Origin of the sequence: Clostridium sp. AWRP (genome assembly GCF_004006395.2) — a bacterium.
Classification (GTDB): domain Bacteria; phylum Bacillota; class Clostridia; order Clostridiales; family Clostridiaceae; genus Clostridium_B.
On record NZ_CP029758.2, the window covers coordinates 914,468 to 929,942 of the forward strand.

The window sequence follows — 15,475 nt, forward strand, 5'->3', positions numbered from 1 at the left end:
AGGTTAAATATGCATATTTTATATGAAGTTTATTGTTCTTCCACAAGATTTGCTTTAATATATTCAACAGCACTAGCCCCTGCTATTCTTCCGCTGTTTAAAGCAAAACCTAGGGAATTTCCAGGTAGTACGAAAGCATAATCAGGATTATATAGTGAATTAGCATCAGTTCCAGCAGCATAAAGTCCCTTTATAACATTTAAATCATCATTAAGAACTTCAGTATTATAGTTTATTTTTATACCGCCAGCACTTCCATATGCACTTAAACCAAGTTTTAATGCATAATATTTAGGGCCTTTGATTGGTAATAAGTATTTAGGATTTTTATGGAATAACTCATCTTTTGAATCACAATAGGAATTATAAGTATCAATGGTATTTTTTAAATTTTCTGCATCAATGCCTGTTTTTTCAGCTAACTCTTCTATAGAATCAGCAATAAATAATACATCACTTCCATTTTTCTTTGCTTCTTCTTCTTCTTGTCTAAAATAACTCATATCCATACTAGAAGTAACTACATTTATAAGATCTAATCCTTTTTCTTCATAATGTTTGATTAGCTCTTCATCTATTATAGAATATGCAACTTTCTTTTTTTGTTTTTCGATAGCATTTGCGGTAAATACAGGATTTTCTATAACTTCTTCATTTATAAATCTTTCACCATCCAAGTTAACTAAAAGGTTAGGTTGACGGAAAGGTAACTCTATAGGAGCATATCCACCAGTGTTAGGAGCAAAGAATACCATTTCCATAGTCATAAAATCTTTTGAAGCACCAGCATCCCAAGCCATTTGGATTCCATCTCCAGTTAATCCAGGAATTCTATATGAGAACAAATCTTTTCCCCATTCAAGTCCAACATATTTTTTAATAAAATCTGGATTATCACCAAATCCGCCTGTACCAATTATAACTGCTCCAGCATATACTTCTAATTCACCATCTTTATCACTAGCTGTTACGCCAATTACTTCTCCTTGATCTTTAATAATACTCTTTACAGGTGTTTCTAATAATATTTTAACGCCTAATTCTTCTGCTCTTTCTGTCATAATTTTAATCATAGTAGCAGCTGCACGGAGTCCTGGTTTTCCGGTTTTAGGTTTGACAATATGCCAGGTTGCTTCTGAAGCTGGAAAATATTTTGAAGGTAATGCGAATTCTACTCCCATATTTTCTAACCATTCAATAGTTCCTGCTGACTGCTCTAAATATCTTCTTATCAATCTTGCATCTGATCTCCAGTGAGAATATTCCATGAACTTATTAAATGCTCTATCCACAGATATATCTATGAGCCTTTCTCTTTGCATTCTTGTTTCAACACCTAGAGGACCCATTGCCATATTAGCACATCCACCTGTAGTATTAGCTTTTTCAAGCACCATTACTTTTGCACCATTTTCAGCAGCGGTAACTGCTGCAGCAAGCCCTGATGCTCCTCCTCCAACAACAACAACATCTGTTTCAAATTCTCTCATTACTTTTTCCTCCTTTAATAATATTATTGATATATGAAATTTGTATTATTAGCTTCTTCTGCGTCTTCTTCTGCCAGCCATTAATCCTCCACCATTTTGTGGTTCAGCCTTAAAACTTCCAACTGGTACTGGTTCTTGTGGAAGCTTAGGTACAACTGTGCCTGCCTTTTGAATTGCTGCTTTTTCACATATTACTGTACATTTTCCACATTTATCGCAAATATCTGAATTTATTACATGAATCAAATTCTTATCTCCAGCAATTGCTTTTTGAGGGCATTTTTCTACACACTTATTACAGCCGCTGCATTTTTCTGGTGCAACATAATAACTGAAAAATTTCTTACATACTAAAGCATCACATCTTTTTCTTTTTATATGCTTCTCAAATTCTTCTTTGCTTTCTTCAATTATTTTCTTAGTAATTTTTCCAACTTCCTTACCATAGTCACAGCATGATCCTAGGATTAAATCGTCTGATATTTCAGTTATGATTTCAATGTCTTCATCACGACCCTTACCTTGAGAAATTGCTTCTGTTATTACATTAAGTTGTAATATTCCTTCTCGACAGATTACACATTCTCCACAGCTTGTACGTCTTGTACTATCAGTAAATACTCTCATTTTATCAACAGAACATGGATTTTTTGACTGTTTTTTATATTCTTCAATTATAAAATTTTTTATTTCTTCTAAAGATGCCTGTTTCCACAACTTTCTTTGCATTAATGCCATACTTTTCCACTCCTTTCTATTTAACTTTATACTGAGCCCATAATTTTGGCTTCCTAATTTGTGTACGTAAATCGCATTGTAAACATCTATTTGATTCCTTACAAGCTGAAGTTTCACTTAAACAATGATTTACTTCCTTGAAATTTTTAATACGACTTTGGACATTTTCACATTCATTTTTTGCTCTTTCTATGGATAAGAAATTTTCGTCTTTACCTATATAAGGATTAGGAACAATATCTTCTGTTAATTTATCTTCAATTACGCCGTCTCCACCTAGTTCAATATCTATAGCAGATGCAACTTTACGTCCAGCTGCTATTGCTCTAATTATGGAATTTGTTCCATATACTGCATCGCCAACTGCATACATATTACTATCACTGATTTTCATTCCATCTTCAGTAACAATTGAATTTCCACGTCCAGTAGCTATATTCCATTCTTCTGGTATTTCTGGTCTTTGACCTGCAGCAAAAATAACTGTATCTGCGGGTATTATATGTTCTGAATCAGGTGCTATTTCAAGCTTCAATCTTTTATTTTCATCGAAACTAAAGGATGCTACTTCCTGGCACTTTACTCCTGCAGTAATATTGCAGCTGCCTTCGATGGAAATAAATGTCCTAGAATTAAGAATTTTAATTCCTTCTTCTGATCCTTGTTGTATTTCATCATCGCTTGCAGTCATAGCTTCTCTATTCTCTAAACAAGCTATTGTAATATCCTTTGCTCCTAACCTTTTTGCTACTCTTGCACAATCAAATGCTACATTTCCACCGCCTAAAACTACTACTTTTTCTCCTACAGTTAATGGTCTTTTAAGAGAAACGCTTTGTAAAAATTCTATATTTTCGTATACATTTTTATAGTTAGCTCCTGGAATTGGTAATCGGACACCTTTTCCTGTTCCTATTGCCAATAAAATCTTATCAAAACCTTTACTTTTTAAATTTTCAAGTGAAGTTACTTTTGTATTAGGCAATATAGTAACGCCTGCACGTTCTATTTCTGCAATTTCATCCTGAACGGCTTTTCTTGGAAGACGATATTCTGGAATAGCAGATGTCATCATTCCTCCAGCTGCTGGTAATTTTTCAAATACTGTAACTTCATGTCCGCACTTTGATAAATAGTATGCTGCTGTTAAACCTGCTGGTCCGCTGCCTACAACTGCAATCTTTTTATTAGTTTTAGGCTTAAAGGTAACTTTATCACGCCATAGACCTTCATCATGCTCTGCTGCAAATCTTTTTAATTCTCTAATTGATAAAGCTTTATTGATTTCTTTTCTTCTACAGGAACTTTCGCAAAATGCCATGCACACATACCCTAATGAATGTGGAAAAGGTGCTTTTTCACGAATAACTGCAATAGCATCCTGATATTTTCCTTCTCTAATGTATCGAATATATTTTGGAACATCAATATTTGCTGGGCATTCTGCTTTACACGGGATAAGATTTAGTTCACGATTTAAATTTTTCTTGAATACTCCTTCTTTGTCCTGAAGTGCACCTGTAGGACATACTTCTACGCAAGCTCCACAGAAGCGGCAGTTTTCTTCTTTTAAAGAATTATGGTTGCGAATATCAACCATGATTCTATCATCTTCCATTATTTCATAGTTAAGAACGTTTACTCCTCGAACCTCTTTACACATTCTTACGCATCGTCCACAGGATATACATCTATTTAGATCTCTTACAATAAGCGGATTAGATGTGTTTACAGGTACACTGTTTAGTGTTCTTCTTAGACGAGAAGTACTTACTCCCAAATATTGAATTAATGATTGTAATTCACATTTTAGATATTTAGGACAAGTAGTACAATCGTCAACATGATTGGCTAACATTAATTCCATTGATAATCTTCTCATTGCATTTAATTTTTCTGTTTTTGTGTGTATTATCATTCCGTCTTCTACCTTAGTAGTACATGCTGTTTTTATTTCGTTACATCCTTCAATTTCAACAACACACAATCTACATGCACCAATGTCAGGTAGATCTGGATGATGACATAAATGAGGAATGTATATGTCTGCTTCCAGTGATGCACTTAGAATACTTTTTTCTGAATCCACTTGTAACGTATAATCATCAATTGTAATTGATACTGTGTTCATAGTTTTCACTCCATTTTCATTATATTTCATCAAGTTGTTAAGTTATTGTTTTAACAATTAAACTATATAGTCTGCCCCAGGGGAAGAGTCAATAGCTTTTTATATATTTTTTAAATGGTTTGATTAAGGAAATAAAGCATTATATAATAAAGATTAGATGAATTTGCTTTCAGGGGAGGTATCTGAATTGAAAGATTTATATACTACGGGTGAAGTATCTAGGCTAATGAGTATACCTATTAAAGCATTACGTCTTTATGATTCAATGGGTATATTAAAACCTTTTCGTATTGATGAAAATACACATTATCGTTACTATGCTTATGATCAGTTTTTTTATATTGATTTGATTCGCTATATGAATAAAGGTTTAAAAGTATCGTTAGAAGAGATTAAATTTATGTTGAATTCTTCTGATGATTATGAAATCCTTCTAGAGTGTTTATCTAAGCATAAAGTATCTGTTGAGAAAAAGATTCAAGAACTGCAATATTCAAATGAAGTTATTACAGAGGCAATTAATAACCTTAAAAATAGAGATAACAGTGCTATGGATTTGAAAATATATGAGCAATATCTTATGTCACGCCATGTTGCAGTTAAAAATGTCAATGTTTCAATTTATGATATCGATTTATATTGTAGAAGAAATGAAGACTTATTTGAAAGTGCTATTTCAGCCGAAGGAAATACAATGTGCTATATATACAAGAAAAAAGATTATAAACCTGAGACCCATGATTTACTAGTATCACAGATTGGATACTTTACAGATAAACGTCTTAAAAATATAGAATATGTCATTTTACCTGAAGGTCGCTATTTATGTTGTAAATTTAGATATTCGGAGAAACTTTCCTGTCAGGTTATATATGAACTTATTAAATTTGCAAGCAATAATGGAATTAATTTATCTGATACGGCTATACAGATTTTTGAACGTTTTGATTTAAGGGCAAAAACCAAATATGAGTATGAAATGGAAATACAAGTGCTGGAACTTGGAATCAATTCAGTATCATTTTAGTATGTCTAAAAAATTATATAAAATATAGTGATATATATTAATTTATAACGCATAGTTACATTTGCTGATTATCAATGTAACTATGCATTTTTTAATAATAGCAAAATTTATATAAGCTAATAGTGATAATTTATCAAAAAAGTATTGACTATTTTGATAAATGGATATATATTATAATAAAGATTTACGATTCGTGAATATTTTACAAAATATGAATAAAAATGCAAAGGAGAGATGAAAAATGACAATAAATGTAGATTTATGGAAAACATTAATTGATTTAAAAAAATGCAAATGGGTTGATTTAACACATGCCTTTGGTTCAGATACGCCAAAGTGGTCTGGCTTTAAGGCTGAAAAAATTGAAACTCTTTTTACAATTGAGAAGGATGGTATATTTGTCAATCAATATACTTTTCCAGGACAGTATGGAACACATATGGATGCCCCAGGACACTTTGCAGAAGGTAAAAGACTTATTGAGGATATAGAACTTAAAGAAATGGTTCTTCCTCTTGTAGTTATTGATTGTTCAGAAAAATTTAAAGAAAATTCTGATTATGAACTTACGCTTGAAGATTTGCTTGCATTTGAAGCTGAGTACGGCATTATTCCAGAAGGTTCTTTTGTGGCAATGAGAACGGATTGGGGTAAAAATTGGCCAGATCAAGAAAAATGTTCAAATGCAGACAGTGAAGGAAATCTTCATTATCCAGGATGGGCATATGAAACATTGGAGTTTTTGTATGAAACACGAAAGATAGCAGCAAGTGGACATGAACCATTTGATACAGATGCTCCAATAAGACAAGTTGAATATGGTTTTAAAGGTGAAAATTATATATTAAATCAAGATAAATATCAAATCGAAGTAATGACAAATTTGGATAAGGTTCCGCCAGTAGGATCAATAATTTTCTGTGTGGTTCCAAAGGCTAAAAATGCTCCAGGATTTCCAGTACGTGCTTTTGCAATAGTTAATGAGTAATAAGGCATTTTCAAATAAATAAATAAAAGGGGTTCCTATTGTAATGATTAGAGAAATAAAAAATGTATCTATAATTGGAATGGGTGCAATGGGATGTGCTTATTCAAGCCAAATTTTTAAAAATATACAAGATATTAACGTAAAGATAATTGCCGAAGGAAAAAGAGCTGAGAGGTATAGGAAAGGTGGCTTTGTAATAAATGGAGAGAAATACTTTTATGATGTTGCAGAACCAGATGAAAAATGTGAGGCTGCAGATTTAATAATAGTTGCGGTAAAGTATAATCAATTAAAAGAAGCAGTTACTCAGATTAAAAATCATGTAGGTGATAATACCATTATAATATCTCTGTTAAATGGAATTACCAGTGAAGAGATACTTGGAGAAGTTTATGGAAAAAATAAAGTGCTTTATTCAATATCAGCAGGAATAGATGCTGTGAGGGAAGGGCATCAAAATGTAAACTTTAAAAATATTGGATATATAGATTTTGGTGAAGAAAGAAATGATACATTAACGGATAAGGTAAAAACCCTTAAAAAATTTTTCAATAAGTCTAAAATTGAAAACAAGATTCCAAAGGATATGCTTAGATCATTGTGGTGGAAATTCATGGTTAATGTAGGCATTAACCAAACCTCAGCTGTTTTAAAGGCAAATTATGGTGTATTTCAAAGAGAACAAGCTGCCATAAATATAATGAGAAATGCTATGGAAGAAGTTATTTTAGTATCTCAAAAGGCAGGAGTTAATCTTACAGAAGAAGATATAGAAGACTGGGTGAAGGTTTTAAATAAACTGTCACCTGAGGGAAAAACTTCAATGTGCCAGGATATGCTGGCTAAGAGAAAAACAGAGATTGAGATTTTTGGTGGGACAGTAGTAGAGCTTGGCAAAAAGTACAATGTTTTAACACCTATAAATAGTACACTTACCAATATTATTAAGGTTACAGAATCCTTGTATTAATGAAATCAAGTGTTAAGTAATTAAGATATTAAATTTAAGGGAGGAATTGCATTGGCTAAGAATGAATTAAAGAAAAACCAATTGAATTATCTTGAGGTAGTAGCACTATCTGTTGCTATTATAGCGCCAACCTTTGCTATGTCTATGAATGTAACTTTAATGGCTAGTATTGCCTCATATTCAACTGGATTGGTGTTTTTTGTAAGCACACTTGTGATAGGATGTGTAGCTATAGCTTTTGTAAAATTTAATCAGTATATTTCAACTGCAGGTTCTGTTTATACTTTTGTTCAAAAATCCTTGGGTAAGAAAGCAGGAACAGCTTCGGGATGGATACTACTTTTGGCATATTTTATGTTCTTTACTGGATGCTGCTGTGCCTTTTCTGGACTTTTTACAGAATTTATAAATCAAGTTAGCGGAGTTAACCTCCCATGGATACCAGTTGCAATAATATGTGGCATTACTATGTGGTACATTTCAATTAACGAAGTAGCAATAAGTACAAGGGTAATGTTAGCATTTGAAGGCATAACAATATTAATGATACTTGTGCTTTCTGTTGTAATAATTGCAAAAACTGCTATGACTACAGGCTTAAGCTTGGCGCCTTTTAAACTTAATGGAAATAGCATTGGAAGTATAGGTAGTGCTGGAGTTGTTGCACTTTTATGTTTTGGTGGTTTTGAAGGAGCATCAAGTTTAGGAGAGGAAAGTAAAAATCCTAAAAAAGTAATACCTTTTGCTCTTGCAAGTACGGTTATAGTAACTGGATTGTTCTTTATTTTTGTAAGCTATGCTCAAGTTATAGGATTTGGAATTACTAAAGGCGGATTAGAGGCTCTTACAAAGTCTTCTTCAACTACTGTAGATTTATCCCAAAAGTATATAGGAAAATCATTTGCTATAGTGTTAACATTTGGAGCAAGCTTATCGGCTTTTTCATCAGCATTAGGTGCGTTAACAGCAGGTGCAAGAATTCTTTTTACAATGAGCAGAGATGGTAATGTCCCAAATATATTTACAAAAGTGCATCATAAGCACAGCACGCCTTATATAGCACTTAATGTAATGTTAGTAGCAGCAGTAGTTATAATTTGTTTAATGTTTAAAAATGATGGAATAACTACTTTTGGATATTTAGGGACAATTGGTGCATTAGCTTTACTAATATCTTATTTACTAACATGTCTTGGAGCTATAATATATTTTAAAGCTAAAAATGTATGGAAGATTCATAATTTGATACTTCCCACAGTAGGATTACTTGGACTTGCTTTTGCTTTCTATTCTAATATTTATCCTGTACCAAGCTATCCGGCAAACCTCTTCCCTTATATAGTACTAGGATGGACAATTGTAGGATTTGTGTTTAGTCAAATTTATAGAAAAAATCATGAAGAGTTATTACATGAAGATTTATATGAAGAAAATGCGATATAGTGATAGGAGTGAGTATAATGGATTTTTTGACAAAGAAAATTCCAGATAATGAATTAAAACTAATGTATAAAGATTATGATAGTTTGGGATTTGGTAAGATTTATACAGATTATATGTTTACTATGAAATGGACTAAGGAAAAGGGATGGGAAAAGGGGGAACTTAAAAAATATGAGCCAATGTCCTTTGATCCTGCATCAGTGGTAATACAATATTCTCAAGAAGTTTTTGAAGGAATGAAGGCGTATTATTCAGAAGATGGAAGAGTGCTTTTATTTAGACCATTTGATAATGCTAAAAGAATGTATAAGTCTGCTGAAAGACTGTGTATGACACCAGTTCCAGAGGATGTTTTTGTAGAAGCGGTAAAGGAACTTGTTAAAATAGATAAAAGGTGGCTTCCAAAGGAAAAGGGCACATCTCTTTATATAAGGCCTACGCTCATGGGAACAGGAGTGGCTTTAGGTGTTCATCCTTCACCAGAATATAATTTTTGCATTTTTATAACTGCTGTTGGAGCATATTTTAGCAGTGGTTTCAATACTGTTAGCTTATATGTAGAGGACAAGCTTGTTCGTGCAGTTGTAGGTGGAGTTGGAGATGCAAAAACAGGAGGAAATTATGCTGCAAGCCTTCTAGCAGGATTAAAGGCAGAGAAGGAGGGATTTTCTCAGGTACTTTGGTTAGACGCTAAAGAAAACAAATACATAGAAGAAGCAGGTTCTATGAACATTTTCTTCGTTTATGGAAATAAGCTTGTAACACCAAAGCTTACAGGTTCAATACTTCCTGGTATAACTAGAGATTCTGTAATAAAATTGGCAGCTCATTTAGGATATGAGGTTGAAGAAAGAAATATATCAATAGATGAAGTTGTGAAAGAAATTAAAGATAAAGAAATTACTGAAATATTTGGAACAGGTACGGCAGCAGTTATAGCTCCTGTTGGTGGTTTATGTTATAAAGGAGAAACTGTTTATGCTGGTGATAACAAGGTAGGAAAAGTAACAGAAGAACTTTATAATAAGCTTGTAAACATCCAATATGGTGAAGATGAAGATATTTTTGGTTGGATAGAAACAGTGGATACAATATAGTTTTAGTGAAAAGAATTATGAATGAAGTGCACCTTAAATGTTAGAGAAAGATAACTAATATTTAAGGTGCACTTTAGGTTTTACTTACTTAGTTTAACTACGGTTTCAACGTGAGGTGTTTGCTTAATAAAATTGATTTTTTACATTTAATTCTGGCATCCTCCAATTTTATTCATTCCATTATATTTATTTTTTTATTTGAACGTCTATAACCTTAAACACTATTGCACCTACTATTGCAGCTAAAATTGAAGAAATTATAATACTAGTTTTTGACACAGATAATATAGTTTTATCTGCAAATGATAAAGATGATACAAACAATGACATAGTAAATCCAATGCCTCCAAGAATACTTGCACCATACAGATGTTTTATAGTTACTTTATATGGAAGTTTAGCAATTTTTAACTTTAACAAAATATATGAGACCCCAAATATGCCTAACTGTTTGCCAATAAAAAGTCCAAATATAATCCCTAAACTAACAGGTGTCAATATAAGTGTTGACAGGTTATTAATGTTAATAGTTACGCCTGCATTTGCTAAAGCAAATATTGGCATAATTACAAAGGCAGACCATGGTGTTAAAGTATGCTCAAGCCTATGTAACGTAGATGTTTTGAATTCATCAATATTTTTCCCAACAGGCAGACACATACCAAGCAATACACCTGCAATTGTTGGGTGTATACCTGACCTTAAAAAGCTAATCCATAATATAATGCCTCCAATAATATATATAGATATAGCTTTAACATTAAACCTATTAAATAATATAAGAACAATAAAAGTAATTAAGCCTATAACTAAAGCTCCCCAGTAAATTTGATTGGTATAAAATATAGCAATTACAATAATAGCTCCCAAGTCATCAACTATAGCTAAAGCTGTAAGAAAAACTACAATTCCTCTAGGTGATTTTTTAGCTACTAAGGAAAGTATTCCTAAAGCAAATGCAATATCTGTTGCCATAGGAATTCCCCAGCCTGTAATAGTTGGTTCTTTATAATTAAATAATACATAAATAACTGCTGGTACAATCATACCTCCAATAGCAGCGCATATTGGTAATAGTGCCTTTTTTATAGATTTAAGTTCTCCAATTATTAATTCTCGTTTTATTTCCATGCCAACTACAAAGAAAAATATAGCCATTAGTCCGTCGTTAATCCAGTGAAGAACTGACATAGATATAGAAATTTCTCTGTACCCAATAGTTATATAAGTATGAAGTATATGTTCATATGCTTCAGCTAAGCTGGAATTAGCCATTATAATTGCTATTATTGCACAAATTAAAAGTATTAAACCACTAGAAGACTCATTCTTAAAAAAGTATATAAGTGGATTAACAATTTTATTATAAAACTTATTTTTCATAATTTAATTTCCTTTCTAATATTAAATATACCCTAAAAGCTTAATTTAAATAAAATATTGTATCATAAATTATTTATGAAAATTTTTGTTTCTAAAAATTTTCAACAAAAAAGGTGGGACACTCTAATCGAGTTTCCCACCATGGATTTCCTCCAAACATTCTTTTTTTGAAAGTTTTGTAGTAATTACCTATTTTTGTTATTTATATTTTACCTCTTGGGTGTACTTAATTAGCTTAACCACGGTTTCAACATGAGGTGTGTGAGGAAACATATCCATAAGTTTTACTTTATCTACATTGTAACCTGCATCAATTAATACATTTAAATCTTGAACTAGAGTTTTAGGATTACAGGATACGTAAATTATTACAGGTGCATTAAAATCAATTACATATTTTAATGCTTTAGGATGAACTCCCGGTCTTGGTGGATCAAGTATTATTATGTCTGGTTTATCCGCTAAAGTATTTAAAATATCCTTTACATCTCCGGCTATGAAACTACAGTTTTTTATATTATTTAACCCGGCATTTTCATTGGCAGAAGCAACAGCCTTTTCTATAAGCTCTACTCCCACTACTTTATTTACACTGGAAGCTAAAACTTGACCTATAGTTCCCGTACCGCAGTACAAGTCAAAAACTGTTTTTGAGGAAGCATCTCCAAGAAAATCTTTAATTATGGAATATAGTTTTTCCGTACCCCTTGAATTAGTCTGAAAGAAAGATTCAGGAGATATTTTAAATTTCAATCCTAAAATTTCTTCCATAATATAATCCCTACCATAGAGTATTTCTACTTTATCTGCTTTTACCATGTCTGATAGATTGTCGTTTACAGTATGAAGTATCCCAACTAAAGTGCCTTTATAGTTGAGATCTTGCAATAATTTATTAAAACCATCTAAATCAAATTGTATTTGAGAAGTTGTCACAATGTTTATAAGTATTTCTCCAGTATTTCTACCTTTTCTCAATACTAAATTTCTTAGATATCCCTCGTGGCTTTTTATTTTGTAATAGGGCAAATTTTTTTCTCTGAAATAAGTCACAACTTTATCTAAAATAAGTGTAAAATCTGCATCTACCAGGCTGCAATTATCTACATTTACAACGCCAAAAGATCTTCCTTTTATATGCATTCCAAGGGTGAGTTGTCCTCCCCTTTGCTCATCACCAAAGGAAAATTCCATCTTATTTCTATATTCAGTTTTTTCAGGACTTTTTTCTATGCCTAGAAATTCAAAGTCACAAATAGATGACTTTTCAAATAAATCTAAAACTTGTTTTTCTTTTAGTTCTAATTGTTTGCCGTAAGGTATAAACTGAGAGGTACATCCACCGCATAAATTAAAATGAGGACAAAACGGATCTACTGCATAATTTACATTTTCAAGTATTTCTGTAACTTTCGCTTCTAAATAGTGTTTTGTTTTCTTTGTAATTCTAGCTTTTACCTTTTGACCTGGAACAGTATTTTTTATAAGTATGTCCATATCATCTTTTTTTGCTATTCCTATAGCTGGAAATTGTAGTTCTTCTATGAAAAATTCATATTCGCTGCCTTTTTTCAACTTTTAATCTTTCCTTTCTATGGATGTTGTTTTGGAGAACCTTTCACCTAATGTTTTATTTAATTTGGAACCTTTCATTATAATAGGATATAGAATTAGTATTACTACAAATAGTATAATAAATACTCCCTTCATATCCGAAACATAGTATCCAAATATGAGTCTTAATATCAAGTCAAATAAATATAAAGCTGCTATTGAAACTACAGCTGATACAGCTGTGTCTATGAAAGAAATTTTGAAATTTCGCATCAGAGTTCCTTTTTTCTCATTTGACTTATCCTCACTAGGTTCAATTTTATTTGGAACTTTTTCATTAATATGTTCTTCAACAATATGTTCTTCAACATGTTCTACTTGTTTATTTTGTTCTTCTAATTCCTTCTTTTTCTGTTCTTCTTCAAATCTTGCTTTTTCTTCCTCAAGCTTTTTTTGTTCTTCTAATTTTTTATTTTTAAGTTCTTCAAGTTTTTTCTCTTCTTCTAAATTTTTATTTTTAAGTTCTTCCAAAAATTGTTTCTTGTCTTGTTCATTTACTGAGAGTTCTTCTATATTATCTTCTATGTTATCTTCTTTTTCTCCCATTAAAAATACAACCTCCTAATTCTTTTAACTTCTTCGTAATAAATATATTATGCTACACTATGGCATTTATGTAAATAGGTACGAAAAAATACTTTCATTTTGTTAACATATTGTTTTATAATTATACATATTAGTTTCATGAATTTTAGGATTACAAATGTCCATAGGGGGAAAGTAATATGGATAAAATTAAATCTTTTTTTACAAATTTTATAGATGTAATTTTTTTTGTAACTGTAGTAATGTTTAAAATATTAGTATATGGAAAACATATGAGTTCATTTAAAAGCTCGTTTATGCCAGCTTTAGCCTCAGTATTTGTATTGGTATCTATTGCCTTCATTTTTAAAACTAGAGGTCGTGCTAGATTTTTGTATATATGTAATTGTATTATAAGTATATTCATAGTTAGTGATTTGATCTATTATAAGTATTTTAAAGATATTATATCTGTATCTGTTCTGATAAGCGGATTTCAATTAAATGCGGTAAAATCTAGTGTTGCTAACCTACTGGACTTTAAAGATTTTTTATATCTTTTTGATATTGTATTTATAATTCCCTTTATAAATAGGTATTTGGTAGGTCATAATAGGAGGCTTTCTACAAAAGTTAGAGTATCAGTGTTTTTAGTATTTATTTTAGTAGGTATTTTTATTGATTTCAAAAGCTTTTACGCTTTATCAAAAGAACAACCAAGACTTCTTACAACTATGTATAATAAAGTGTATATAGCAAAAAAATTGGGTACAGTAAATTATCACTGCCTGGATATTTATAATTGTGTTTCTGCCAATATAAATAGGTTAACTCCTATGTCTAAGGACAAAGTTCAGGCTATAGAATATTTTATAGATAAAAGCAAGTCCAGTCATGAAAATTTAAACGGAATTGGACAAGGCAAAAACTTGATAATGATACAGGTAGAAGCACTACAAGGATTTGTTATAAATTCTTCTGTAAATGGAAAGGAGATAACTCCCAATTTAAATAGATGGATAGGACGTTCGGAGTATTTTGATAATTTTTACTATCAGGTGGCAGCTGGAGGAACTTCTGATGCAGAATTTATGACAAACAATTCACTTTATCCTGCATCAGCAGGTGCAGCATATTTGCTTTACTCTGGTAATGAATACAATGCAATGCCTAAAAATTTTAAGAATGAAGGTTATTATACTGCGGCTTTACACGGATTTAGGGAAAGTTTTTGGAATAGAAACATAATGTATAAAAAGCTTGGCTTTGATACTTTTTATGGTGAAAAAAGTTATAAACAAAATGAGTCTATAGGACTTGGCTTAAGCGATAGGTCTTTTCTTAACCAATCTGTAGACAAGCTAAAAAATATGAAAAGTCCATATTATGCTTTCCTAATAACTCTAACAAGTCATTTTCCTTATGATGATGTAAATAAATATGGGGATTTTGATGTAGGAGATTATAAAGGAAGTCTTATTGGGAATTATATGCAGGCAATACATTATACGGATGAACAGCTTGGAATGTTTTTAGATGAACTAGACAAAAATGGTACTTTAAAAAATTCAATAGTTGTACTATATGGAGATCATTATGCAATACCTAAAGATAAACAAGATCAGCTTTTTAACTTTTTAAGGATGAGTTCCAAATCTGATTTAGAGTGGGAGAAGCTTCAAAAGGTTCCTATGCTTATTCATTTTCCTGATGAATCTGTGAAAGGAGTAAACCATGTTTATGGAGGTCAGATGGACATATATCCTACGGTATGTAATTTATTTAAACTTAAGGAAGAAGAAATGCTTGGTAAAGATCTCTTTAATCCTGAAAGCGAAAGAGTTATATTTAGGAATGGTTCTTTTATAGATAAAGATTGTTATTATTCTTCACAAGATGATATTTATTATGATGTAAATACGGGAAATAAAATTTCTAAAAGTGATAAACTTGAAAAAGAAGAAGATTACATATTGAATCAGCTGAGTTATTCAGATTATATTTTGAGACATAATTTAATTAAAAAACTAAATTTGGACAAGAACAAATAATATATTTACATTTATTTG

The 15,475-nt window shown here is 31.3% G+C and carries 12 protein-coding genes; 6 read left to right on the top strand and 6 right to left on the bottom strand.

What is annotated here, in order from left to right:
• Window positions 1-29 precede the first annotated feature (29 nt).
• From DMR38_RS04100 to DMR38_RS04110, 3 genes are read right to left on the bottom strand one after another with little or no spacing between them, the layout of a single operon-like run.
• Window positions 30-1,490 carry an FAD-dependent oxidoreductase gene (locus DMR38_RS04100; protein ID WP_127720120.1) on the bottom strand — a complete coding sequence of 487 codons (1,461 nt, stop codon included), beginning with the start codon at window positions 1,488-1,490 and terminating at the stop codon, window positions 30-32.
• Between the two features lie 48 nt (window positions 1,491-1,538).
• On the bottom strand, window positions 1,539-2,228 hold the full coding sequence (locus DMR38_RS04105) for an NADH-ubiquinone oxidoreductase-F iron-sulfur binding region domain-containing protein (protein ID WP_127720121.1): 690 nt from the start codon (window positions 2,226-2,228) through the stop codon (window positions 1,539-1,541).
• 16 nt (window positions 2,229-2,244) lie between these two features.
• Entirely contained in the window at window positions 2,245-4,359 is a 2,115-nt protein-coding gene (locus tag DMR38_RS04110; RefSeq protein ID WP_127720122.1) for an FAD-dependent oxidoreductase, read from the bottom strand.
• Window positions 4,360-4,546: 187 nt separating this feature from the next.
• On the opposite strand from DMR38_RS04110, the gene DMR38_RS04115 reads away from it, so the two are divergent.
• The 5 genes from DMR38_RS04115 (at window position 4,547) to DMR38_RS04135 (ending at window position 9,884) form a co-directional block, all read left to right on the top strand.
• Window positions 4,547-5,386, top strand: coding sequence for a MerR family transcriptional regulator (locus DMR38_RS04115; protein ID WP_175412915.1), 840 nt, complete (start codon window positions 4,547-4,549; stop codon window positions 5,384-5,386).
• A gap of 241 nt (window positions 5,387-5,627) precedes the next feature.
• Complete coding sequence (locus tag DMR38_RS04120; protein ID WP_127720124.1) at window positions 5,628-6,374, top strand: cyclase family protein; 747 nt, start codon at window positions 5,628-5,630, stop codon at window positions 6,372-6,374.
• Between the two features lie 43 nt (window positions 6,375-6,417).
• Window positions 6,418-7,344: a ketopantoate reductase family protein gene (locus DMR38_RS04125; protein ID WP_127720125.1), complete on the top strand. Its 927-nt coding sequence runs from the start codon at window positions 6,418-6,420 to the stop codon at window positions 7,342-7,344.
• Between the two features lie 51 nt (window positions 7,345-7,395).
• On the top strand, window positions 7,396-8,787 hold the full coding sequence (locus tag DMR38_RS04130) for an APC family permease (protein WP_127720126.1): 1,392 nt from the start codon (window positions 7,396-7,398) through the stop codon (window positions 8,785-8,787).
• Window positions 8,788-8,804: 17 nt separating this feature from the next.
• Window positions 8,805-9,884: a branched-chain amino acid aminotransferase gene (locus tag DMR38_RS04135; RefSeq protein ID WP_127720127.1), complete on the top strand. Its 1,080-nt coding sequence runs from the start codon at window positions 8,805-8,807 to the stop codon at window positions 9,882-9,884.
• Window positions 9,885-10,070: 186 nt separating this feature from the next.
• On the opposite strand, the gene nhaA is transcribed toward DMR38_RS04135, so the two are convergent.
• From nhaA to DMR38_RS04150, 3 genes are all read right to left on the bottom strand, one after another.
• Window positions 10,071-11,267: a Na+/H+ antiporter NhaA gene (gene nhaA / locus DMR38_RS04140; RefSeq protein ID WP_127720128.1), complete on the bottom strand. Its 1,197-nt coding sequence runs from the start codon at window positions 11,265-11,267 to the stop codon at window positions 10,071-10,073.
• 198 nt (window positions 11,268-11,465) lie between these two features.
• Window positions 11,466-12,842, bottom strand: coding sequence for a 23S rRNA (uracil(1939)-C(5))-methyltransferase RlmD (rlmD, locus tag DMR38_RS04145; RefSeq protein ID WP_127720129.1), 1,377 nt, complete (start codon window positions 12,840-12,842; stop codon window positions 11,466-11,468).
• Window positions 12,843-12,845: 3 nt separating this feature from the next.
• The gene (locus DMR38_RS04150) at window positions 12,846-13,427 is read right to left on the bottom strand and encodes a hypothetical protein (protein WP_127720130.1); all 582 of its coding nucleotides are present in this window, start codon (window positions 13,425-13,427) and stop codon (window positions 12,846-12,848) included.
• A 179-nt stretch (window positions 13,428-13,606) separates the two neighbouring features.
• On the opposite strand from DMR38_RS04150, the gene DMR38_RS04155 reads away from it, so the two are divergent.
• A complete protein-coding gene (locus DMR38_RS04155) occupies window positions 13,607-15,457 on the top strand; it encodes an LTA synthase family protein (RefSeq protein WP_127720131.1) in 1,851 nt (616 codons plus the stop codon).
• Window positions 15,458-15,475: the final 18 nt, after the last annotated feature.